General features: G+C 62.9%; 23 protein-coding genes. 19 read left to right on the top strand and 4 right to left on the bottom strand.

What is annotated here, in order from left to right:
- The first annotated feature begins 14 nt into the window (after positions 1-14).
- The 12 genes from HNR23_RS03645 to HNR23_RS03590 all read left to right on the top strand — a co-directional run bounded on the left by HNR23_RS03645 (position 15) and on the right by HNR23_RS03590 (position 10,545).
- Entirely contained in the window at positions 15-911 is an 897-nt protein-coding gene (locus HNR23_RS03645) for a type II secretion system F family protein (protein WP_343070412.1), read from the top strand.
- Positions 908-2,230: a sensor histidine kinase gene (locus tag HNR23_RS03640; protein WP_246421577.1), complete on the top strand. Its 1,323-nt coding sequence runs from the start codon at positions 908-910 to the stop codon at positions 2,228-2,230. The genes HNR23_RS03645 and HNR23_RS03640 overlap by 4 nt, the downstream gene beginning before the upstream one ends.
- The gene (locus HNR23_RS03635) at positions 2,227-2,934 is read left to right on the top strand and encodes a response regulator transcription factor (protein WP_343070411.1); all 708 of its coding nucleotides are present in this window, start codon (positions 2,227-2,229) and stop codon (positions 2,932-2,934) included. The genes HNR23_RS03640 and HNR23_RS03635 overlap by 4 nt, the downstream gene beginning before the upstream one ends.
- A 152-nt stretch (positions 2,935-3,086) precedes the next feature.
- The gene (locus HNR23_RS03630) at positions 3,087-3,320 is read left to right on the top strand and encodes a hypothetical protein (RefSeq protein ID WP_184073444.1); all 234 of its coding nucleotides are present in this window, start codon (positions 3,087-3,089) and stop codon (positions 3,318-3,320) included.
- Between the two features lie 40 nt (positions 3,321-3,360).
- Positions 3,361-4,047: a pilus assembly protein TadG-related protein gene (locus HNR23_RS03625; RefSeq protein ID WP_184073442.1), complete on the top strand. Its 687-nt coding sequence runs from the start codon at positions 3,361-3,363 to the stop codon at positions 4,045-4,047.
- Positions 4,048-4,151: 104 nt separating this feature from the next.
- A complete protein-coding gene (locus HNR23_RS26545; protein ID WP_246421573.1) occupies positions 4,152-5,201 on the top strand; it encodes an OmpA family protein in 1,050 nt (349 codons plus the stop codon).
- Positions 5,202-5,213: 12 nt separating this feature from the next.
- Positions 5,214-5,771, top strand: coding sequence for a hypothetical protein (locus tag HNR23_RS03615; protein ID WP_184073440.1), 558 nt, complete (start codon positions 5,214-5,216; stop codon positions 5,769-5,771).
- A 140-nt stretch (positions 5,772-5,911) separates the two neighbouring features.
- Positions 5,912-6,556, top strand: a complete 645-nt coding sequence (locus HNR23_RS03610; RefSeq protein ID WP_184073439.1) for a M23 family metallopeptidase — start codon at positions 5,912-5,914, stop codon at positions 6,554-6,556.
- Positions 6,557-6,719: 163 nt separating this feature from the next.
- Positions 6,720-7,394 carry a C40 family peptidase gene (locus tag HNR23_RS03605; RefSeq protein WP_343070410.1) on the top strand — a complete coding sequence of 225 codons (675 nt, stop codon included), beginning with the start codon at positions 6,720-6,722 and terminating at the stop codon, positions 7,392-7,394.
- Between the two features lie 305 nt (positions 7,395-7,699).
- On the top strand, positions 7,700-8,371 hold the full coding sequence (locus HNR23_RS03600; RefSeq protein WP_184073437.1) for a hypothetical protein: 672 nt from the start codon (positions 7,700-7,702) through the stop codon (positions 8,369-8,371).
- A gap of 23 nt (positions 8,372-8,394) precedes the next feature.
- The gene (locus HNR23_RS03595) at positions 8,395-9,870 is read left to right on the top strand and encodes a hypothetical protein (RefSeq protein WP_184073435.1); all 1,476 of its coding nucleotides are present in this window, start codon (positions 8,395-8,397) and stop codon (positions 9,868-9,870) included.
- Positions 9,871-9,921: 51 nt separating this feature from the next.
- A complete protein-coding gene (locus HNR23_RS03590; protein ID WP_184073433.1) occupies positions 9,922-10,545 on the top strand; it encodes a hypothetical protein in 624 nt (207 codons plus the stop codon).
- Between the two features lie 730 nt (positions 10,546-11,275).
- Here HNR23_RS03590 and HNR23_RS03585 read toward each other — a convergent pair.
- Both HNR23_RS03585 and HNR23_RS03580 read right to left on the bottom strand, forming a co-directional pair.
- Positions 11,276-11,473 (bottom strand): DUF397 domain-containing protein, encoded by a 198-nt coding sequence (locus HNR23_RS03585; RefSeq protein WP_184073431.1) that lies wholly within the window; start codon positions 11,471-11,473, stop codon positions 11,276-11,278.
- 2 nt (positions 11,474-11,475) lie between these two features.
- Positions 11,476-12,318 carry a helix-turn-helix domain-containing protein gene (locus HNR23_RS03580; protein ID WP_184073429.1) on the bottom strand — a complete coding sequence of 281 codons (843 nt, stop codon included), beginning with the start codon at positions 12,316-12,318 and terminating at the stop codon, positions 11,476-11,478.
- 188 nt (positions 12,319-12,506) lie between these two features.
- On the opposite strand from HNR23_RS03580, the gene HNR23_RS03575 reads away from it, so the two are divergent.
- The 4 genes from HNR23_RS03575 (at position 12,507) to HNR23_RS03560 (ending at position 15,825) form a co-directional block, all read left to right on the top strand.
- Positions 12,507-12,959, top strand: a complete 453-nt coding sequence (locus HNR23_RS03575) for a hypothetical protein (protein WP_184073427.1) — start codon at positions 12,507-12,509, stop codon at positions 12,957-12,959.
- Complete coding sequence (locus HNR23_RS03570; RefSeq protein ID WP_184073425.1) at positions 12,956-13,255, top strand: hypothetical protein; 300 nt, start codon at positions 12,956-12,958, stop codon at positions 13,253-13,255. The genes HNR23_RS03575 and HNR23_RS03570 overlap by 4 nt, the downstream gene beginning before the upstream one ends.
- Positions 13,256-13,849: 594 nt before the next feature.
- Positions 13,850-15,235 carry an OmpA family protein gene (locus HNR23_RS03565; RefSeq protein ID WP_246421569.1) on the top strand — a complete coding sequence of 462 codons (1,386 nt, stop codon included), beginning with the start codon at positions 13,850-13,852 and terminating at the stop codon, positions 15,233-15,235.
- A 107-nt stretch (positions 15,236-15,342) separates the two neighbouring features.
- Positions 15,343-15,825, top strand: a complete 483-nt coding sequence (locus HNR23_RS03560; protein ID WP_184073421.1) for a hypothetical protein — start codon at positions 15,343-15,345, stop codon at positions 15,823-15,825.
- Between the two features lie 75 nt (positions 15,826-15,900).
- Here the strand turns inward: HNR23_RS03560 and HNR23_RS03555 are convergent, their stop codons facing one another.
- Both HNR23_RS03555 and HNR23_RS03550 read right to left on the bottom strand, forming a co-directional pair.
- Entirely contained in the window at positions 15,901-16,059 is a 159-nt protein-coding gene (locus tag HNR23_RS03555) for a DUF397 domain-containing protein (RefSeq protein ID WP_184073419.1), read from the bottom strand.
- Positions 16,056-17,729: an OmpA family protein gene (locus HNR23_RS03550; protein ID WP_184073417.1), complete on the bottom strand. Its 1,674-nt coding sequence runs from the start codon at positions 17,727-17,729 to the stop codon at positions 16,056-16,058. Before HNR23_RS03550 ends, HNR23_RS03555 begins: the two co-directional genes overlap by 4 nt.
- Before the next feature lie 474 nt (positions 17,730-18,203).
- On the opposite strand from HNR23_RS03550, the gene HNR23_RS03545 reads away from it, so the two are divergent.
- From HNR23_RS03545 to HNR23_RS03535, 3 genes are all read left to right on the top strand, one after another.
- Positions 18,204-19,730, top strand: coding sequence for a hypothetical protein (locus tag HNR23_RS03545; protein ID WP_184073415.1), 1,527 nt, complete (start codon positions 18,204-18,206; stop codon positions 19,728-19,730).
- Between the two features lie 70 nt (positions 19,731-19,800).
- Complete coding sequence (locus HNR23_RS03540; RefSeq protein ID WP_184073413.1) at positions 19,801-20,388, top strand: hypothetical protein; 588 nt, start codon at positions 19,801-19,803, stop codon at positions 20,386-20,388.
- Positions 20,388-20,807 (top strand): hypothetical protein, encoded by a 420-nt coding sequence (locus HNR23_RS03535; RefSeq protein WP_184073411.1) that lies wholly within the window; start codon positions 20,388-20,390, stop codon positions 20,805-20,807. Before HNR23_RS03540 ends, HNR23_RS03535 begins: the two co-directional genes overlap by 1 nt.
- Positions 20,808-20,849 lie beyond the last annotated feature (42 nt).

Raw genomic sequence — 20,849 nt, 5'->3', positions numbered from 1 at the left:
CACGGAGCTCACCGGTGACACTCTCATATCCCCTGATCATCCTCCTCGGGCTCTTCTCCATGGTCTGCGTCGGGCTCGCCGTGTGGGGTTACCACCTCTATTCCAAGCCCACGGAGGTCGCCGACGAGGATTTCATCCCGGTCGTGCCGAAGAAGAAGCAAGATCAGACCTTCATCCTGCACCGCATCACCGAGCGTATCGGCAAGATCTTCTTCGCCTCGGTCAATGAAGCGTTGCCCGAGGAACGCAAGGCGGGTATCAGGCGGCGAATCGAGGCGGCCGGCGCCCCGGAGGGCATGAACCTGGACCGCTATATTCGGCGAAAAATCGGCGAGGTGGTTCTCTACACGGTGGTATCCGCCTACTTCCTGGCGTCGGGCTCGGTGATCATCGCGCTCATCGCCCTCGCTTTCATCGGCCTGACCGACCTGCAGCTCTATCAGGCCGCGAAAAAGCGTCAGGATGACGTCCAGACACAGCTGCCGGACTTCCTGGACGTCCTGGCGGTGACCGTCGGCGCCGGCCTCAACTTCCGCCAGGCGCTCTCCCGCGTGTGTGATGCGATGCCAGGCGTCCTCGCGGACGAGTTCCGAGTCGCGCTGCGCCAGATGGACATGGGCACCAGCCGCAGGGAGGCCTTCGTCCAACTGCGCAAGCGCAACAACAACGAGGCCTTGGGCAAGTTCGTCACAGCCCTTCAGCAGGCCGAGGAGCTCGGTGCTCCTCTCGCGGATGCCCTGCAGACCATCAGCAGTGACATGCGCCGCGAAGATGCCCAGTATCTGCGGCAGAAGGCGCAGAAACTCAACCCGAGGGTGACCGGAGTCACCGCCGCCACCATGCTGCCCGGCCTCATTCTGCTCATCGGAGGCGGGCTCATTCTCGGCTCTGGAATCTCCATCGGAGGATGACCATCATGGCCCCCTCTCCGAGCAGAACCGCGCCGGAACTCCTACCGAGAATGGCGCGGCTGGTTCGCCTGCTCATGCAGCTGCGATTCGTGCTGACCTTCACAGCACTTCTCATGCTGCCCGGGGAACGCCTCACATTGGCCACCATCCTCCTCTCCATACTCTTCGCAGCCTTGACCGCCCTGGTAGCCCACTACTGGGAGAGAGTCACGCCCTACATCCTCCGCCATCCTTTCCTCGTCACCGCGGACATCTTCTGTGCCGCGACCATCCTGACGGTCGACGGCCCGAGCGGCCCCTTCTTTGTGGCGACAGTCCTCACGGCTACCGTGGCCGGTCTTCTCTTCAGTGCACGCGGCATGATCGCGGTCGTGGCTTTCCAGATGACCAGCTACTTCGCTGCTCTGGTCATCTACTCCGCCTGGGATGCGGAGCTCCGATCGGATTGGGCGCAGGACCTCCTCAACGCGCAGATCCTGGCGGTGCACCCACTGCTGTACCCCGTAGCCGGATACGTAGGTTTTCAACTCCGGAGGATCTTCCTTCAGCTGGCGGCCGAGCAGCAGCGGCGTGAGATAGCGGAGGCGCAGGCCGCCGCCGCAGAAGAGCGGGCCCGACTCGCCCGCGATATGCACGACTCTGTGGCCAAGACGCTGAGGGGTGCCGCACTAGCCGCGCAAGCACTGCCCCTCTGGCTGAAGAAGGACCCTGAACGCGCTGCACGGACGGCTGACGAAGTCATCAAGGCCGCTGAAACCGCCGCACGCGAAGCTCGTGATCTCATCTCCGACCTCAGAGACGACACTCCTGACTCGCCGATCGAGGAGATCCTCGCCTTCGAGGTCGAGGCGTGGTCCGCGCGTTCCGGTGTACCTGCCCACTTCACTGCCTCGGCAGAAGACCCGCAGCTCACAGTCATCGCACGGCATGAGATAGTCGCCATCCTCCGCGAAAGTCTGACCAACGTCGAACGGCACTCCGGGGCCGACCGGGTCGACATCGCACTGGGCACAGGGCCTCGCTCAGCGGACAGCCTGTACTCCGCCGATGACCACGCCGTCCTGCACATCAGTGACAACGGACGCGGATTCAGTGCCGACGGTGCCTCAGGAATCACGTTGGGGGCGGACGGACTGCCCTACCGACAGGGTCACTTCGGGATCGTCGGGATGTCAGAGCGCGCTCATCGTGCTGGTGGATCTCTCAGCATGGCCTCTGCCCCCGGCGAGGGTACCCGGGTGACCATCCGCCTCCCCCTGCTCACGGCGGCAGCTGAGGAAGCTGCTCCAGACCAGACCATCGAAAGGTCAGCACAGTGATAAGCACCCTGCAGAACACCAGTGCAGAACAGATCACCGTACTTGCAGTCGATGACAACATCGTGGTGCGCACCGGTCTCGTAGCTCTCCTCGAAGCCACGGACAACATCGTTGTTGTAGGTGAAGCCGGCGACGGAGCCGAAGCCCTTCGCCTTACCAACAGCCTGCGCCCCGACGTGGTCCTCCTCGATGTCAGAATGCCCGTCCGCGACGGCATCAGCGTGGTGGAGGAAATCAGCGCCCTCACCCAAGTGATCATGCTCACTCACACCGAAGATCCAGAAATCGTCCACGCTGCTCTCCGTAAGGGCGCCAGCGGATACATGGTGCACGGCAACTTCGGTCTGGAGGAGCTGCGCCGGGCACTCAGCGATGCTGTGCAGGGCAGAGGGACTCCCTTGTCTCCACTCGCTGCAAGCGCTGTGGTCAACTCCCTGCGTGACTTCCCGGAGAGTGCCGCCGCTCCAACGGATTCACCCGCAGAACGCCTCGGGCTGTCCACGCGCGAGGCGGAGATCCTGCAGACCATGGCGCGGGGGCTGACCAATGCACAGATAGCAGCTGAGCTCTTCCTCGCCGAGAAGACCGTGAAGAACCACCTCAACCGCATCTTCCACAAGCTCGGGGTGAGCACGAGGACCGCAGCGATAGCTCGCTGGAACGACTGCACCACCAGACCCACCGCGCAGGCGCCCCGAAGATGAGGGTGGGTGTCTTTTGACCTAGCGGCCGGGCTAACTTTCCCTTCTTGCTTTAGGCCTCCCTTTGGGCCTTCGGGCCCTATGCTCCCAGCTTCACAACCCGGTAGATTCTTCATTGTCGCGAGCAGGGAATCCCAAAGATTTGGAGCAATGACATGATGATCAACACCACGAACGCACTCGACAAGGTCAAGAGCGCCATCTCGCTGCGTCGCCGCGAAGCCCAGAAGGACAAGGGCGCTGGCTTCGTCGAATACGCTGGAATCCTTCTGGTCATCGGTGCCATTGCGGCCGCCGTAATCGCAGCCTCGGGCGAGGACGGCATCGGCGGTACGATCAAGGAGAACATCGAGACTGCCGTGGACAACGCCTTCGATTTCCTCGACTAATAAGACTTCTACCGCCGAAGAGATCTGAGAGCTATCAAACGTGGTTTTCAAATCGGCGAAGCCCGATGAGCAGGGACAGGCGAGCCTGTTCCTGCTTGTCGCGCTGTCATTAGCCCTGCTCTCACTCACCGTGCTCTACGTGCGCCTCGGATTCGCCAATGATCTTCGCAACCGAGCTCAGCAAGCCGCAGACGCCGCAGCACTTGCTGCTGCGGGGCAAGCCGCCGATGACGCCGCACGCACCCTCGCCAACCACCGTCTCCCTTATGGCGGTCTCTACTCTCCAGCAGGTGGCAGGGAACGCGCTGAGAGCTATGCGAAGGCGAACGGTTCCATCCTCGAGGACATCCGCGCCAGCGATAATGGAACCGGAAATACAGGAAACATTATCCGCGTTGAAGTCCGCAGCGCGCAGTGCCAACGCGAACTAGAAGAGGGCGGAAGTCGCCACTGGAACGACAGTCCTTGCGATGGCACCGAAAGCGAGGAAGGCGATGGCATATCACTCCATTCAGGAAATGCCGACGCCATCGCGGAAGTCACCGTCCCAGACTGCTCGTATATCTTCCACCCAGACATTGAGAACTTCTCAATAATCGGAGTCAGTTGCAACGGCCAATCTATTAGAGGGTACGAACACGCCCGTCGCATGATCGAGGTAAAGCTCACCAACAAGGAGGGAAAGTATCTCTACAAGCCTGCTACCAGGAACAACGATGATGGCTAGCGCTCCGATGCGATACTCAGGTTCTTCACGACCCCTGTAGACCTGCCTCGATGTTCTTCGCTAGGATGACACGTCGCTACTGCCCTGTGCCCCTAAGGAGCCCCATGCCCCTGCGACCCAACGAATCGTCTCTGTTCAATCACTCACTACTTCGGGCAGTTCCCGTGGCTGCTGCTGTACTGATGCTGTCGGCCTGCGTCGGTGGGGGTGATGCCGATGGCCCCGGAAACGGAGGAAATGATGGCGGTTCCGACGACGGCGGCAATGGCGGCGGAAACCAAGCTTCCAAGGGCGAGGTCGCTGCGTCCTCGCTGACGACAAGCCTTGAATCCGGCGATGATTTCAAGATCGACGTCTACCCCATCAGGCGGATCAGCGACGATGTCGCGTTGTTGGACATCACCGTGACGAACACGGGAACAGAGACTAACAGGCTCTCTCCAAACCTGGCCGGAATGCGGAAGTCCACCACAGCTGAAGGCGTTACGTTGATTGACTCAGCGAATCGCAAGCGCCATATGCCACTTCAGAAGACGGACGACCAATGCCTCTGCTCTGACTTCAAAGGCCAAGAGCGCGTCGACCCTGGTGACTCTGTCGACATTTGGGTAGCTTACCCTGCCCCTCCGGCCGACGTGGATGCGATGACCGTAGCTACTCTCGCTTCGCCGGACTTCGTCGATATCCCCCTCCTTGAGGCTTCAGGCGAAGAAGAGGAGATTGCGCAAACCGCAACCGCAGATCCTGAAATTCGAGACATCTCCTCGATTCAGATGGGCGAAGAAGAGACACGCGAGGATTCCGGTGATGAATCGAAGATCATGCTTTCCTCAGATGTACTCTTCAAGGTCAACGAGTCAGACCTGACCGATAAAGCCGACACGGCGTTGAAGAAGGTGGCCAAGGAGATCGATGATTCCTCTGCCGATGAGGTATCGATCGACGGCTACACGGACAACACCGGAAACGACTCGATCAATAACCCGCTGTCTAAAGACCGCGCAGAGTCAGTCCAGAAGCGCCTTGAAGACCTGGTCAGCCGCGATGTCAACTTCTCTGCCGAGGGACACGGATCCTCGGATCCGATCGCGAGCAACGACAACGAAGAAGGCCGGGAGCAGAACCGGCGCGTCACCATCAGCTTCGCTAAGTAGGAGAGAGTCGCGATGCCCTTCATGAAGAGGACCTTCCGATACATTGCCGTACCGGCGGCTGCACTCACACTCTCCCTCACCGCGCTCTCATCGGCTAGCGCCGATGCAGATAACTCCGATGAAGGGGATGGAGCCTCGCTTCCCGACTTGGGAACCGCGTCTGCCAGCAATAGCGACTGGGGTGACTCGACTGTCACTGTCAATCAGCTCGTTCAATCTGACAACGGCGGCTACACATCCCTGACATGGACTGTCCATGACCAGGGCGGAAACAAGATCAGGGTCTCCAATTTCCGGAACACTGTCTTTCCCTACGGGGCTCAAGGACTCACGCCGGCCAACGGCGTAGCCCTGCTGGACACCGATAATGAGATCCGCTTCTACCCGAGCAAGGACGATGAAGGTGAATGCCTTTGCTCCGGTCCTCGCACGCCGCGTGACTACGCCACCACTGTCCCTGAGAACGGCGAGGCCACCTATTGGGCAGCATTCGACCTCCCGGAAGGATTGAGCAGCGTCGACATCGAGATTCCTGGCTTCCAGCCTGTCACGAATGTGCCGGTCGGGTAGCCGCCTCTCGGTAGATGTCTTCGGGTGCCGCTGAAGGTGCGTGCACCCTATTGTCTCCGAAATGAGAATAAGGAGCCCTGGTGCGGAGATTGAAAATCCCCTCACCCCCCGACCCACCAGGTGATGATCAGGGCGCGAGCATGGTCGAGGTCGCTCTCCTCACATCGCTCGCAGCCCTGGTCATCGGAGTTGTTGTCAATTCGCCTATCGCTCAAAAATTCAACGATGGCATTCGCGAAGCTGTTTGCCAGGTGGAAGGTCCCGAATGCGATGGCGAGACCTGGGTCGAGCACGAGCGGCCGGATGAGCCGCAGGAGTTCGCCTGGGGACTGCCCGGGATTCCGGCCGGTGGCTGGGAGGGCAGCATCAGCCCCGATGGTTGGGCGCTGCCTGCTGCCGGTCCGGTGACCAGCATGCCCGGTAACCGGGCTGCACCCACCTTGGGGGCCAGTACCGCCCATGCCGGCGTGGACATCGGCGGCCCCTGCGGAACCCCGATCTGGGCAGTACAGGACGGGCTCGTCATCGACTCAGGGCCGGCCAGCGGCTTCGGCAACTGGATTCGGATCGATCACGGTGCCGGGCTGGTGAGTGTCTACGGGCACATGTACAGCCACGGCCTTCACGTACGGGTCGGAGAGACCGTCAAGGCCGGTCAGATGATCGCCCAGATCGGCAACGCGGGGTTCTCCACGGGTTGCCACCTGCACCTTGAGATCCACCAGAACGGGCAGAAGCTCAACCCGGTCTACGTCCTCGAGCAGGGTGGTGTCCGGCTGGGCTGATGCTGTCGACGCCGAACCTCACATTCGATCACGCGCAATCGTTTCGCTTCCCACAGCGTCAATGCCCCTCACAGACCATGTCGTCAGGCAGACGTAAGCGGATGTGTATCTCTTCCAAGGACGCTACGCAAGAACCGACCATCAAGGAATAGGAGCAGGGCTGGTGCGGAGACTCATCGCTTCTTCAGCCCATGGGCCACCAGGTGACGACCGCGGCGCGAGCATGGTCGAGGTGGCCCTGCTGACGTCCCTAGCGGGTCTCATCATCGGCGTGATCGTGACTTCACCGATCGCCTCGCAGTTCAACGAGGGCGTCCGTGAGGCTGTCTGCCGAGTGGAAGGCCCCGAATGCGACGGCGAAACCTGGGTCGAGCACGAGCGGCCGAAGAAGCCGGAGGAATACGTCTGGTCCTTCAGCGGAGTGCCGTGGGACGGGGAAGTCAAGGGCGAAGGCGACGCACGCGTGGCTCTTGAATTCTCCCTGGCCCAGGTCGGCAAGCAATACATCCTGGGTGCCAACGGCCCCGATATCTGGGACTGCTCGTCGATGGTGCAAGCCGCCTGGCGGCAGGCGGGTGTACAGATTCCCCGCACCACCTGGCCGCAGCAGGGCTCACTCCCTGCGGTCCCCCGCAGTGATCTGCAGCCGGGTGACCTCCTCTTCTTCCACACCATCACGTCCCAGCCGCCTCCGTCCCACGTGGCCATGTACATGGGGGACGGTCAGATGGTGCACGCGGCCAACTCCCGCCGCGGAGTCGTCATCGACCAGTTCCAGGGCAACCCCTATTGGGAAGGCGTCTACAGGGGCGCCGGCCGGCCTCCCCACGCCGCATGAGGACCCTGCTCGGCGCCCTGATCCCGCGCGAGCGCCTCCCCTCTTTCCTCTCTTTCCTGCCCCGCGCGGCATGGTCATCGCGTGTTTCACCCGTCGCCCCAGCCCATATATTCGCTGGCCGGTGTGCGGCCGGCCGAAACCAGTATCGGACTCATATGCCCCGCCTGCTTCGCTCATTGGCCCCCATCCCGGTCATCCTCCTCGCAGCTTCCGCCTGTGGAGGTCCCAGCTCGGACAACAAGGGTGAGGGGGTCCCGGAGGAAGCCGTAGGAAAGTCCTCCAACAGTGAAGAGCTTCGCCTGGCTGTGACGGAAGCCCTCGACTCCAGCACCTCGGCCGAATGGCAGCTGGATAGCTACGAGGGAGGGGACATGGTGGCGGTCGACACAGGTCGGCTCAGCTGCAACGGCCAAGGGTCCGGTGTCTATGCCATCAACGGCGGCGAAAGCCAGCTGACCACTGACAGCGATTTCACCCGTCAGGCGGAACATTCTGAGACCATGCCCGCCGATATTCAAGCGGCCGGAGGCATCGCTACAGACGATGACCTCTACTCTCCTGACGGAGACCAATCATGGGCGATCGGAACCGATGATCCGCCGACCGAGTACATGATCGATGCGACGATTTCACGTCAGGTGAACTGCTCTCATATCACCTCTGCCTTGTCGACCGCCGATCTCAAGTACGTCGACTCTCACGAAGCCGCCGGTGTGCCCGCAGACCGCTGGCGCGGTGAAGCCACAGTGAGTGCCTTGAAGGAGCACTCCGTCGGGTTCGCTACGCAGGACTACTCCCAGCTCACTGACATGGGCTTGGGTGAAGCCGTCCTGGAAGTCGAACTCTGGGTCGATGCGGAGGGGCTTCCTGTCGTCTACTACCAGCACCTTTCTCCCCAACAGAGTGGGCTGCAAGACCGCTGGTTTGCGATAACGCTGACCAGCTGGAATGAAGCAGACAAAGTCGAATCCCCATAACAGTCCCACCATTCAAACTTGACATGGAAACCGCTATGCAAAAATACTCCCAACTTTCCTCCAGATCCGACTTTGATGCCCGCAACTCCGACACCGGAGCATCATTTATCGAGTATTCAGCAGTCGGGCTTGTGATCTCGGTTATGACTGTCGCCGTGATCTCCACTACCGACCTGGGTGATCAAGTAACATCTGGACTCACAAGAGCCATCTGCCAGGCCTTCGGCGGCGACAACTGCGACAACATAAAAGTGGCCGACAAAGACTACCAGCCTGAGCACTGCATGACCGGTTCAAATGCGGTTTCCACCACCCATGGCGGAGCTGTCGCAGTAAATGTGGACGGCGGTTTCACCATTATCGAGAAAGAGAAGTCCGATGGAACCGTGGAGGTCTCATTGGTCCGCTCTGTGGGGGTTGGCGCGGACGCTCCTCTCCCAACTGATTGGGGCGTCAACTTCAAGGGGTTGGTTGACGTTGAGGCGTCAATTGGGGCTGGCCTTGAAGGCGAGGGCGGGTACCAGCAAACGTGGACGTTCGATAATGCCAGCGATGCTGCCGCCTTCAAGGACGACGTCAGCAGGGCTATGAACATGGAAGGCATCAGCGAAGACAGTGGGGCATTCGGTGGCCTCGGCTCACAGCTGTCCGGCGCTGCCAAAGGCATCTTTGAAGATGAGGAGATCGATCTTCCCAAAGCAGATCGGGAGGCCGGTGTCATCGAGGTCGGCGGTAAGGTCGAGGGAGGGGCAGGAGTCAGCCTCGGAAACACACAACGGAAAATAGGAGAGAGCAAAGAAGATCATGCTGCGAGAAAGAAGGCGAGCACAGGAATCGATCTGGTGGAACTCCTTTCTGGCGACGCCAAAGGCAAAGTCACCGCTTCCCAAGAAGTCGACAACGAGAACAACACAGTAAGTGACACCGTCGGATTCAAGTTTGAGCAGTCCGGCGAGGTCGGTGAGCATATGCCGGAATCCATCATCAGTGAGGATGCCGCAGCCAATACTTTGGACAGCACCCAGATCAAGACCACCTATGACCGAGACACCGAAGAGCTCGTTGGCCTCGAAATCCAAATCGTTGCCGTTGATGAAGACAATGACGATTACAGAGTCAATACCACCGATCTCCAAGTCACGGACGAAAATCGTGACACCGTAATGGAGTGGATGGAACAAGGCGAGCCGCTCATGGTGCTGGAGTTCATGTCAACGACCGGGCAGCCGAAGGACGTCGCCTCCCATCCAGACGATGATCCTAGAATCTCGGACTTCGACCGCCTTCTCCATGAAGAGGGCACGTATAGTACTGTTGGATATGACCGTGAGTCAGGCGGTGAAGACTGGGATGGCAGTGTGACGCTGTTCGGCCAGGATGTTGGGCTCAGCACTGGATGGGACTCGGAATCACTGGAGGTTAGTGACGCACGCTACCTCGGCGCCCCCAACGAAGATGGCAAGCGCGAACTTATTGAGTACGAAGACTGCACGTCCTAGGCAGATCCAAGTCTCATCAATCATAAGCCTCCAGAAGGACGAGGGAATCAGATGCCAATTGTCAGTCATTACTCAAAATCGGCCGGAGCAGCCACCGCATCCCTGCTACTCGCGTTGTCCCTCAGCGCGTGTGGGACCGAAAACGGTACTCAAGACACCGACAACGGACAAGAGGCCGCGGAGAATTCATCCCAAGAGTCCGGGTTCGTCGAAGCCGAGCGAGCTGGCGTCTCATTTGAAGTCCCCAGTGAGTGGGATGCCCAGAGTGAAGATCAGGCCGATGAAGGCTGGGAACCCGGGTTCATACTCTACGAGGGTGATGAGCCTGTGGGCTGGGTCGGAATTTATACAAGTCTAACAGAAGAAAACGACCCCAATCTTACGGGCGAGCTGATCACCGTAGGAACACTCAGAGACCTACGCCTTACCAGGGGATACGAGGTCAAGTCCAAGGAGGAAGTCGACATCTCCGGCGCGAAGTCTGCGTTCGCGGTGAACTACACCCTGCCAAACGACGATGAGAATAGAGAAATCGTCTATGCCACAGACATCGGGATAGTTACGTCTGAGCTCCGAGCTCTCAATGTACGGGCTCAGATGATCGTCGATAGCAACGAAGCGCGCCCCTCGGAACTTGACCACATCGTCAACAGCGTGAAAGTCGAAGAGGAATAACCGGTGGATCTAGCAAAGTCCTGGAGCGTCGGGGCTATCACCTGGCTGTCTTGGGCTTTTGTTGAGGCTCGCTTCTTCAGCTCCCATGCCCCCCTGGGGGCAGCTGACACCCTCATGGGCCAACTCGTATGGTTGACCCCCTTGGCGTTCCTCGGATACACCCTGGTGGCATTCACAGCCGGATTCGTTCACCCGTATCCGAAGAGACGAGTCCGAGGCCGCTATCTCCTCGCGGTGTCAGGTATTCCGTTCATCGGTATTATCCTCGAGTTCGTCTACGCCGGCCCACTCAACGACCCTCGGCATCTGATCCCCTTTGTATCCATCCTCATTGCGCTAGCTGCAGGATGCGCCCTTGGCGGATGGATCTCCCTCCTGGTTCGGCCTCCGCGGCCTCGCACCTCCTGAACCCGCCAAAAGTGGAGTCCCTACCGGAGGAGGCGCTTCACAAAAGCTTCTCCTGAGGGGTGACGCCCAGCGTCACCCCTCAGGAGATCCAGAACTCGATGCGGTTTGCGAAGTTTCCTTGGAATCTGCATGACCATCGTGAAGCTGGCGGCGACACCCAGTGATGCCCAATTTCCCGAGGCTTGGGCTGACCCGGGTGGTTTGCTGGACCAAGTGAGGTGTGGCGTCGTTTCTCGCAAGCAGCCTGACGAACCGCCGGTGGCGGACTCGGATGTTCGGTGGTGTGGTTGGAGCCAGGGCGCCCCTGACTCCTACCCGGTTTCTACAGTGAGTGGGTTCTGGCAGCGCCGAGGAACGCGGCCCACTCGGACCTGGAGAGGGAGAGGTGACCCTTCTCCTGGTGCTTGGAATCGCGCAGGGCCGTTTCGAGCGGAGAGCTCGCGACTTCAACACAGTTGTTGGTCTTCGAGTAGCTGGATGTACGGAACACCAGCTCGCCGGAGATGGCTGTCGGATCCATGGTTACCTCTTGACGAGCATGTTCTTCAGGTAGGCAAGAGTACGGTCGGGCGTCAACGCCGCCTCCTGAATGTTCCGGAAGAGTTTTCGGTAGCGCTCGACCTCGCCTGCGTCCTCTAGGTAGAGCCCGTCTGTGCTGGTCTCCAGATAGACGACCGGGGAGGTCTCCTCATCGAAATCCATGAGGACGAAGGCGCTCTCACCACCTGGGTGTAGTCCAGCTCCGATCTCCAAGACCTGGATCGTGACGGAGTTTCCGGTGTCTTCGGCGACTTTGATCAAATGCTGGACCTGTCCAGCCATGAGCTGACCGTCCCCCAACCTGAGGAGAGCGGCCTCGTCGATAACTGCCCGCAACTCCGGCTGATCAGGGGAGGTGAGGATCTCTTGCCGCTTCAGGCGAGCATCGATGACGCGCTGGATGTCGTCCCCGCTGTAGATCAATGTGGCCTTGGTGATCGCGGCGATGTATTCCGAGGTCTGCAGCAGGCCGGGGATGAGCGAAGGCTCGTAGGTGCTAATCGTGGCAGCGGCGGCTTCGAACCCTGGAAAGCGTCCTGTGAACACGTCATCGTAGCTGGTCCACCAAGCGGTCTCGCGGGCTTGGCGGGTCAGGTTGAGGATCGCTTCCCGCTCACGCGGATCAGTGACCTTGTAAAGGTCGAGCAGCGCCTTGATGTCGGTGATCAGTGGTTTCTTACGACGTCCGGTCTCGATATGTCCGAGGCGTGCCCGAGACCATTCGAGGCGTTCAGCAGCCTGCTCCACGGTCATGCCAGTGCTGTTCCGGAGTCGGCGTAGCTCGTCAGAGAGCTGGCGACGCTTGATCGTCGGACTGTCCGGCATGTTTACCCCCTCCCCGTGAGCTGGCTCATCGTACCGGGGCAACTCAGACTTGGACATTTCACCCTCTACATCTAGCAGACTACGTTCTTGCACTTGTAAACGTAGCCGCTACGTTCCATACTTAGAAGCGCACCACCCGAAGTCGGCCATCCTGCGCCGGCCCGAGACCCCCTCCGGGAGGGGTTCCTATGCGTCAGCTCTTCTCGTCCCTGATCCCGTCCCGCCGCAAGCGGCGCCGCTCGCCCTCGCCGCAGCAGCTGCGGCTGGCCCGGCTCTGCCCGCCGGCGCCTGAGCCGTGGGAGATCCGCACCCTCAGCCCCCAGCGGCGCCTCCGCATTCCGCTCCCCGCCGGAGCCTCCCGTACCCGCCCCTACGCACCCCGCCCGCGGGTTCCCGACTACGTCGACTTCTGCGAGGTCGCCGTGCGCCATGAGGCCGACTGGGAGATCACCTACCACCCCGGCGCCGACCACCCCTACGAGGCGCGGCACCGGATCCACCACGACCTCGTAGTCACCTGCGCCGACCTGACCGTCTTCGACACCGCACTGGACCAGGCCCGCGCACCAGCCCCCGCACTGAGCGCTGGAGAGGTCGCGGGCCGTACCGCCGCCGCACTCAACCACCGGGCACACCGATGACCACCGCTGTCAAGGTGACCAGCACGGTCCGCCTCGTCGAGCTGGAGAAGCTGGACGCCTCCGAGCTCGAGCTCGAAGAAGGCCTGTATGCGGGCGAGTGGGTGCTGCACCTGAGTCCCCAGGTCCGTCTCTACCTCCAGACCCTGGGAACCAACGCCGACCTGGAGGCGGTCGAGGACCTGATCGCCCTGCTGCGCCACGTCCGCGACGAAATCCTCGCCGCCCGCCACCAGGGAGACGGCCACATCCGGCCACGCACACTCCTACCGGCCGGAAGCGACACAGCCACCCCGTAATCCACGCCGGGGACAGGGACGCCGCGCCCCCGCGCCCTGCCCGGCCACCTCAGGGCGCGCCTTGCCAGAGGGGACAAGAGCCGCGCCCACACCGTGCCCGGAGGAATTTCCATGACCGGTCCTCCGGGCACGGCCCTCAACGTCCATCACCGATGGGACGGCGGATATAGGACCGGCCACCCCGCTCTCCCATTCGACCTCATGGGGCTCCCCTGGCCGGTAGTAACCCCGGCCACGCCCGTCTCCGCGTCATCCGCGGAGACGCACCGGCGGCCCGAAGGCGCGTCCGAGGCGGTGGCTAGACTCATCGCGCCAAACCTCAGCAGTGCCGCCCGCCACGGCCGTCGTGCCGTCTCGCGGCTCATGTGCGCGATTCGACAAATGAGAAGTGAGAGAGGAAACCTGGTGGCAACCCCCTCTTCCCCACCCGCCAGATACCGACGCCGATCCCGCATCGCTGTAGCGGCCGCCTGTGCCCTGGTACTGAGCGGATGCGGTCTGCTGCAAGACTCAGGCGCGAATGGGTCCGGGGAGAAGGCAGAAGAAGGGAAGAGCGGCGGCGGAAGCGGCAGTGCTGCGAACACCCCCCTGCCGTTGACGATCGAACCCACGTGGTTCGGTGAGGACACCAGCCTGGAGATCCTCTCGCTGGAAAGAGCGGACAACGACACCACCGTCCTGAAATTCCAGCTCACCAACAACCGCGATGAGGAAATCAGCACCTACTTCGCCCTGGCCGACGGAACGCCGACGAGCCAAACGGTGGAGGGGGTGTCACTCATCGATGTCGGGGCCAGGAAGCAGTACTTCCCCCTCCGCTACGGCGAATCGGAGTCGCCAGGTCAACCCCAGCCCTGCTACTGCTCGACATTCGCTGAGTTCGGCGACAAGAGGAGAATCAAACCAGGCGAGACCCAGGAGTTCTGGGCCGGATACCCAGCGCTGCCTGACGGCGTGGACACGGTCTCCGTGCACACACCCGTCACCGGTACCGTGCATGACATCCCGATCACCGGCGGCGGTGCGCCACCGGAACCGCTCCCCGACGACCACGACGACCCGATCGTCGTCGACCTGGTCGCCGCCCGCGAGGACCTCGAAGAGGGCAGCACCCGCGAGGAGACGGGAGAGCAGGTGAGCGTATCGCTCTCCGCCGACGTGCTCTTCGACGTCGACGAATCAACGCTGCGTCCCGACGCGGAACAGGCCCTGCGCGAGGTCGCCGAGGAAATCGCGGAGTCGGACGCCGAGACCGTCCAGATCGACGGGCACACCGACAACAGCGGCACCGACACCATCAACCAGCCCCTCTCCGAGGACCGGGCCGAGGCCGTCAAGGACGAGCTGGATACGCTCATCACCCGATCCGGTATCAGCTACGAGACGGCCGGTCACGGCTCGGATGAGCCCGTCGCGGACAACCGCACCGACGAGGGGAAGCAGAAGAACCGACGCGTCACCATCACATACGACGCGGCCCCGGCGGCCGAGGAGATGCCCGAACCGGCCTCCAGAGAGCAGGAATCGGCCTCGCCCGACGCCTCGCGCCCCGCGGGTTCCGGACCGGCGCAGATCGTTCCCGGTAAGGAGAACCGCTACTTCAAGGAGCTCAGCGTTGAGGTGGAGGCCGTACGGCGGTCGTCCCACGGCGGCCTGGCGAGTCTGCGCTACCGGGTCGTCAACCACGCCGATGACGAGTCGACCGTTCTTGGCGGCTCCTTCGGTTCGCCGGCCATCTGCGGCAGTCTTCCCGACGCCCGGCTCAACGGTGTGATGCTCATCGACGAGCAGGCTCAGGTCCAATACCCCGTGCTCCAACGATCCGACAGCCACTGCCTGGCGCCGCGAGGCGCAGGGGAGACGGTTCCGGCACACGAGTCGCGCACGCTGTGGATCGACTTCTGGCTGGACCCGTCCGTGACCGAGGTGACCGTCCAGGTCCCCAAGTTCGAGGCCGTCACCGGAGTCCCAGTGACCTGAACCCTGGTTGCACTGCTCTGCGCCCCGTACCTCGGCTGGGTCGGAACGACCCAACAACACACCGAGTGCGGACGACCAGAGGAGAGCACAAGCAAGGGTGGTAGGAGATGAACGGAAGCCGCGGGTCCCTTGTTTCCACGCTTGCAACCGTGTGCGGGTTGTTCTTCCTCGTATCGTCTTGCAGCTGGGCGAGCGAAGAGGAGATTCTGGAGGAATCAGACATCTCCGTCATCAGCTTTGAAGAATTTGCCCAGCTAGATCTTCCAGATAGTGCGGAGGACGTGACTACCAATACGCTCGCGAACGAGCTAGACAGCTTGATCTACCGAGCCCATTTCACCACCACCCATGAGGAGGCGGAGGATATATGCCGCGAGATCGGGAACTACCTCCCCCGATCTCAGGGAATACCGAAACACGACCAAGGGCTGTATGGCATCACTCCCGATACGGCCAGGGAGTTCGAGGACAGCGCTTACGGCTGCACAGCGCTGAATCAGCAGACCGGCCGCCAAGTCGAAGGAATTGTGCTCTACCCGGATGGTGCGGCAGCGCACGTCTATCTCCGTGCCTACGAACTCGGCAGATGACCGAACGGCCTGATGAACCGCCGGATGAGGGGCCCGCATGTCCGGTGGGCAGGTGGGCGTGAAGGTGCCCCCTCGCTACCCGGTTCTCCACCGCGAGTGGGGCTTGACCCTGCCGAGGAGCGCGGCCCACTCGGGCCTGGAGAGAGAAAGACGGCCCTTCTCCGGATGCTTGGAGTCGTGCACGGCTGTGCCGCCGAGCAGGACAGCGACCTCGACACGAGAAACGGGACTCACTCGATCGGAACGTCCTTGATTTCACCGAACAGACCCGCGTCGAACGTGATCGTGGTGACGCCTTCCGGCGGCGCTGGAACGTAGAAGAAGACGCGTCCCTCCCAGCCTGGCTCCGGGTAGAACGCGTCGCCCGGGGGCTCGACGAAGTCGACCCCGCCCTTCTTCTCGTGCGCGCGCGTGGCGCCGACGCGGAGCTCCCGGTACACCGTCTGCGTCTCGGGATCGATCACGCTGAACTCGCCGAACTGCGACCCTTCATACTCCCCGGAGAACGGGGATGAGACCTCAGCGTCCTCCGCCGAGTCCTCCGGGTCGCTGACGTTCCTGATCACCATGTTGGCGACGAGAAAGTCACCGTCGCGGTAGAAGGGGAGGACGTCCATCTCGTAGTCGTGGTCGCGCGTCCACCCGGTGGCGGTCCGCACCGGCTCGGCGTCCTTCGCACGGAACGGCGCGAGGGCTGGCCCGACGGGCTTCGCCTCGTCCTCCCCCTTGTCGCCGTCCTCCGCGTTCGCCTCATCCCCGTCGGACTCTTCGGAAGCGGAGTCGCCGCCGTCCTCCCCGGACGGGGCCTCGTCGTCGGCCTCTTGGTCGGCCTCTTCTTCCTCTTCCTCCTCCTTGATGCGGAAGGACACTTCCAGCCGGTGGTTGCGCGCACGCGCCTCCTCGACGTTCAGTCCTCCCTCATCAGCGACCGGCTCGGCGCCGCCCACACCCGTGGCCTTGATCTCGTAGTCGTCCCCGGCCCCTTCTTCCAGGAACTCCTTGGCTGCTTTCGCTCTGGATTGCGACAGCTTCTTGTTGTCGCCGGCGTCTCCCCCGGCAGCCGTATGGACCGTGATCTCGATGGGCTTCTCGGGGTCAGCCCGGTCGTGGAACTCCTTGACGAGGCCGTGGAGGACAGGGTCCGCCCCCCGCTTCAGCTCCGCCTCGTCGTCGATGAAGAGGTCGCCCGCGGGGATGGTGATCCGCTCACGGTCACCGGAGTGGTCCCGCTCCTCCTTCGGCGACTGGACGACCGAGTAGAGGGTCTTCACCCTGTCTTCCGGCTTGCCCTTCACCGGGCCCGACACCACTGGAAGCTCCACCTCGTCCCCGGGGGACAGGTCGAGGTAGCCGGGCGGGTCCTCGCTGGGGACGTCCTCGGGCTCGTCTGCGTCTTCGACGGGGATTCCCGTCATCTCGGCCGTGCTTCCCGGCGTGATGACGGTGATGGCCTCGATGTCCTCGGGCAGCCGCGGGAAGTGCGCCTCCATCACGTACTCGACTTCGCCCACGACCCAGGTCGGCAGCTCCGTCCCCAGAGCCCCTCCCCCGTTGCCGTTGACCAGCGGGTAGTAGAGGCGGTGGCCGGCCGGGTCGAGCAGCCGGAAGCCGACCGGTGTCGACGACTTGCCGCCGAAGGCGCCCCGCACGGTCTGCTCGCCGCTTTCCAGTGGGGTGGTCAGGAAACGCACAACGGTCCGGTCGGAGCGGCGTTCGATCGCCTTGACCTCAAGACGCGCCCGGAACCCGGCGGGACCTCCGAGGACTCCCTCGCGAACGAAGGGGCCGTCGGGGGCCGTCACCGTGGTCTGTTCCTCGGCCGCAGGGGTATCGTCCGGTTCTTCCTTGCCCCCGCCGCCGCTGCACCCTGTGAGGAGCATGATCCCGCTCGTTACGATGCTCATCGCAGCGATGGACGTTCGGTTCAGCATGCGGGGGCTTCCACCTTCAGGGAAACGGCAATCGGTTCACATCGGGGCGTTTCACGCACCGGCCGGTCAACGATACCCGGAACGTCCCTGCTCCCTTGGCCTCCGATGGCTTGCGTGCTGCCCCGTCGTGGCCTCGCCCGTCTCGGTTGAGCGCTTTTCTGCCAGGTAGCGAGCACTTTTGGGCGACCGGGGCCTGTCCGGAACCGGCCTTGCCAGCTCTGGCGGCGACAGCAGCACAGCCGAGGACTCGCCTCCGCACGTCAGCGCCTTTTTGGGCCTCCCGTGGGGCCCATGGGCCCTATGCCCCATTCGTCTGGTTCCAATAGTCTCCACCGACCTCCATTCCATTCGCCGTGCCCACGTGCGCCCGATTCGCTCACACCGTGCAACCAGCGAATCCCTGAGCCGCCTCGGGCCGGCCTTTCGAACGACGAAGGTGTAGACCGGGTGACCGTTCCTATCCCCCATCCCCCGTCTGCCTCGGACCGTGGCTCCAGCTTCATCGAATTCGCTGGTGCCACCCTGCTCATCGGCACTCTGTGCGCGTTCGTCCTCTTCTCCGTCGGTGGGGCCGGCGGTCTGGGTGAGACGATCCGCAACGGGATCAACGACTCCATCTGCCGCGCCTTCACCGGCCTCGGACTGGGTGACTGCGAGCTGTCCGAGCAGGCCGCCCCGCCTCCGCAACCACCACCCATCTGCGACGTACGAACCGCGTCCCGCGACCGATCACTCGACGGCTCCTTCCGCAACGTCCGTGTCGAGGTCGCCGCAGGTGACCAGATTGTCTACCAGACCGACCCCGTCACCGGGGAGCCCAGAGCCGTCTACACGACGACGGGCAACAGCTCTGTCGGCGTCGAGGCGTCGGAGAAGACCGAAATCGGTGACCTCGACCGGCTCCTCGGCCAGGAGAAGAGCAGCTACGAAGCCTTTATCCAGGGCGGGCTGGGCATGCACCTGAACTACGAGTTCGAAGGCGCCGACGCACATCAGCAGGCCGAGGCGATGCAGGAGCTCAGACGCGGCAATGCCTTCCAGGACTGGGCGGCAGTGGCAATGGGGACCCAGGGGGTCGCCGCCGAGGCCGGGGCCGGTGAGCTGGCGAGAGGCATCGAACGGGGACTGACAGACTTCTTCGGCGGAGACACCGACGCCGTCGACCGGAAGTACGAACAGCTTCTCCCCGATTCGGTGACAGTCGACCTCAACATGAGCGCCGGAGCGCAGGGCGGCCTCGGGCTCGAAGGGGGCGGGCTCGGCGCCGAGGTGAGTGCCGGCCTGGAGGCCAACGCGTCCAACCAGGTCAAGATCGACCGCGACATGAACCGCACCCACACGATGTCCATGTCCCTCGATGCCGAGCTGAAGCTCGAAGGGACCGCCGATTACTCCGGCGCGCTACCCGCCTCGGTCAGCGCCGCGGCCGAGGCCGCGGGCGGCGCCGGACTCACCCAGCGAACCCAGTTCGACTCCGACGGCAACCCCGTGCAGGCCGAGATCGAGATCGAATACGAACTCGGCTACTCGGTGGGCATGAGCGGCGAGATCGAACTCGACCTACCCGAAGGCGTGGAGATCGAGAACCCGCTCTCCGACGACATCGAACTGGCCGGAGAACATGTGAGGGTGAGGCAGACCCTGTCGCTCGACCTGACCGACGACGCCAACCGGGAAGCGTACGAGCAAGCCTTCAACACCGACACGGGGTTCGCCGCCATCCCCAACCCTGTCGCCATGGCCGACCTCGACAACGCTCGGGGCCTCGGCGAGCGCTTCGCCGAAGACGGGACCCAAACCCAGACTGTCTACAACGTGGACAAGGACGACGGCGACGGCTACGGAGCCAGTCGCGGCGGATTCGGCGGATCCCTCAACACGGAGTCGACCGAGGAGAGCGAACTGCTGAGCATGCACCACCGGGACAACCGCCAGCCCGGGGCCAGGTGGGAGGAGGTCGACTGCGGTGTCTAGGATCGCGCGAAGGCCCTCAATCAACCGACCGACGGAGCAGAACAAAATGGAAATCACGAGGACTGGCGCAGTGGCTTCCGCGTTGATGGCGGCCCTGCTGTTCGCCTCCGGATGCGGCGGTGGGGCCGACGAGGCAGACTCCGGAACGACCACCCAACGGGAGGACGCCGGTGACACGGAGAACCGGGAGGCCTCCGGTGACGAGATCACCGTTGGCGCCCTGACCTTCACTCCCCCGCCCGGCATGGTCACCTACGAGCCGAAGAACGACACACCGGCGTCGCTCACCCTCACCACGGAGGACTACGACCCCGACACCTACGACGGGAACCCGCCCGCGATCCACGTGTTCGAAGAGGACACCGATCCCGTGTTCGGCGGCCACATCATGATCAGCGGACAGATCAAGGCGTTCGACCCCGACGCGGAGTTCACCACCGACGAAGACGTCGAGGTCCCCGGGGCGGTCAACGCCGCCCTCATGAAGAGCGCCTACACCGCCGACGACGGCCACGCCACCGTGCAGTGGGACCTGATGATCGGCGGCGAGGAGGAAGGCCAGCACTTCGTGCTGCGGTACGGAGGCCACGATGACGAATTCGACGAGCAGGTAGCCGAGACGATGATGGCGTCCGCCCGCGTCGGAGAGGGAGGCTGATGCGGTACGCGGGCATCGCCGTCGGCGCTCTCGTCTCGCTCCTGGGCACCGCACTGCTCATCATCGCCGGGACCTCGATCCTGGTGTCCGTGGCGGGAGGCGCCCCCGCCTCCGAGCCCGGCGTCGGCGCCTTCTTCCTGGTCGAGGGGTACATGAGCCTCGCACGGATCGCCGGGGGAATCGTCGCCGGGATGATGGCCTGGCGGACGCGCAGCGCAGCCTGGGTCATCGGCGCCGGCGCAGCCGCAGGGCTGGCCGGCAGCATCGTCCTCATCGGGATCGGCGTGATCACCAACATCGGCGCCGGAGCACAGGCCATGAGTGCGGGCGACCTCCTCACGCCGCTGGCGTGGAGCGCCACTGGAGCCCTGGGCGGACTCATCGCCTGGCTGCTCCGGCCCCGGCGGCGGTACGGATGACCCACCCATAAGCCACTGACACGCGAGGCCCGGACCACAGAG

The sequence above is a fragment of the Nocardiopsis mwathae genome (assembly GCF_014201195.1).
Lineage (GTDB): Bacteria > Actinomycetota > Actinomycetes > Streptosporangiales > Streptosporangiaceae > Nocardiopsis_C > Nocardiopsis_C mwathae.
The sequence above is the reverse complement of the archived record's forward strand: the minus strand, read 5'-3'. Positions and strand labels throughout refer to the sequence as shown.

Excerpts from the sequence above, each read along its gene's own strand:
- HNR23_RS03640 (WP_246421577.1), top strand. The coding sequence starts at position 908 with ATGACCATCATGGCCCCCTCTCCGAGCAGAACCGCGCCGGAACTCCTA.
- HNR23_RS03630 (WP_184073444.1), top strand. The coding sequence starts at position 3,087 with ATGATGATCAACACCACGAACGCACTCGACAAGGTCAAGAGCGCCATC.
- HNR23_RS26545 (WP_246421573.1), top strand. The coding sequence starts at position 4,152 with ATGCCCCTGCGACCCAACGAATCGTCTCTGTTCAATCACTCACTACTT.
- HNR23_RS03615 (WP_184073440.1), top strand. The coding sequence starts at position 5,214 with ATGCCCTTCATGAAGAGGACCTTCCGATACATTGCCGTACCGGCGGCT.
- HNR23_RS03610 (WP_184073439.1), top strand. The coding sequence starts at position 5,912 with ATGGTCGAGGTCGCTCTCCTCACATCGCTCGCAGCCCTGGTCATCGGA.
- HNR23_RS03595 (WP_184073435.1), top strand. The coding sequence starts at position 8,395 with ATGGAAACCGCTATGCAAAAATACTCCCAACTTTCCTCCAGATCCGAC.
- HNR23_RS03590 (WP_184073433.1), top strand. The coding sequence starts at position 9,922 with ATGCCAATTGTCAGTCATTACTCAAAATCGGCCGGAGCAGCCACCGCA.
- HNR23_RS03585 (WP_184073431.1), bottom strand. The coding sequence starts at position 11,473 with ATGGATCCGACAGCCATCTCCGGCGAGCTGGTGTTCCGTACATCCAGC.
- HNR23_RS03580 (WP_184073429.1), bottom strand. The coding sequence starts at position 12,318 with ATGCCGGACAGTCCGACGATCAAGCGTCGCCAGCTCTCTGACGAGCTA.
- HNR23_RS03575 (WP_184073427.1), top strand. The coding sequence starts at position 12,507 with ATGCGTCAGCTCTTCTCGTCCCTGATCCCGTCCCGCCGCAAGCGGCGC.
- HNR23_RS03570 (WP_184073425.1), top strand. The coding sequence starts at position 12,956 with ATGACCACCGCTGTCAAGGTGACCAGCACGGTCCGCCTCGTCGAGCTG.
- HNR23_RS03560 (WP_184073421.1), top strand. The coding sequence starts at position 15,343 with ATGAACGGAAGCCGCGGGTCCCTTGTTTCCACGCTTGCAACCGTGTGC.
- HNR23_RS03550 (WP_184073417.1), bottom strand. The coding sequence starts at position 17,729 with ATGAGCATCGTAACGAGCGGGATCATGCTCCTCACAGGGTGCAGCGGC.
- HNR23_RS03535 (WP_184073411.1), top strand. The coding sequence starts at position 20,388 with ATGCGGTACGCGGGCATCGCCGTCGGCGCTCTCGTCTCGCTCCTGGGC.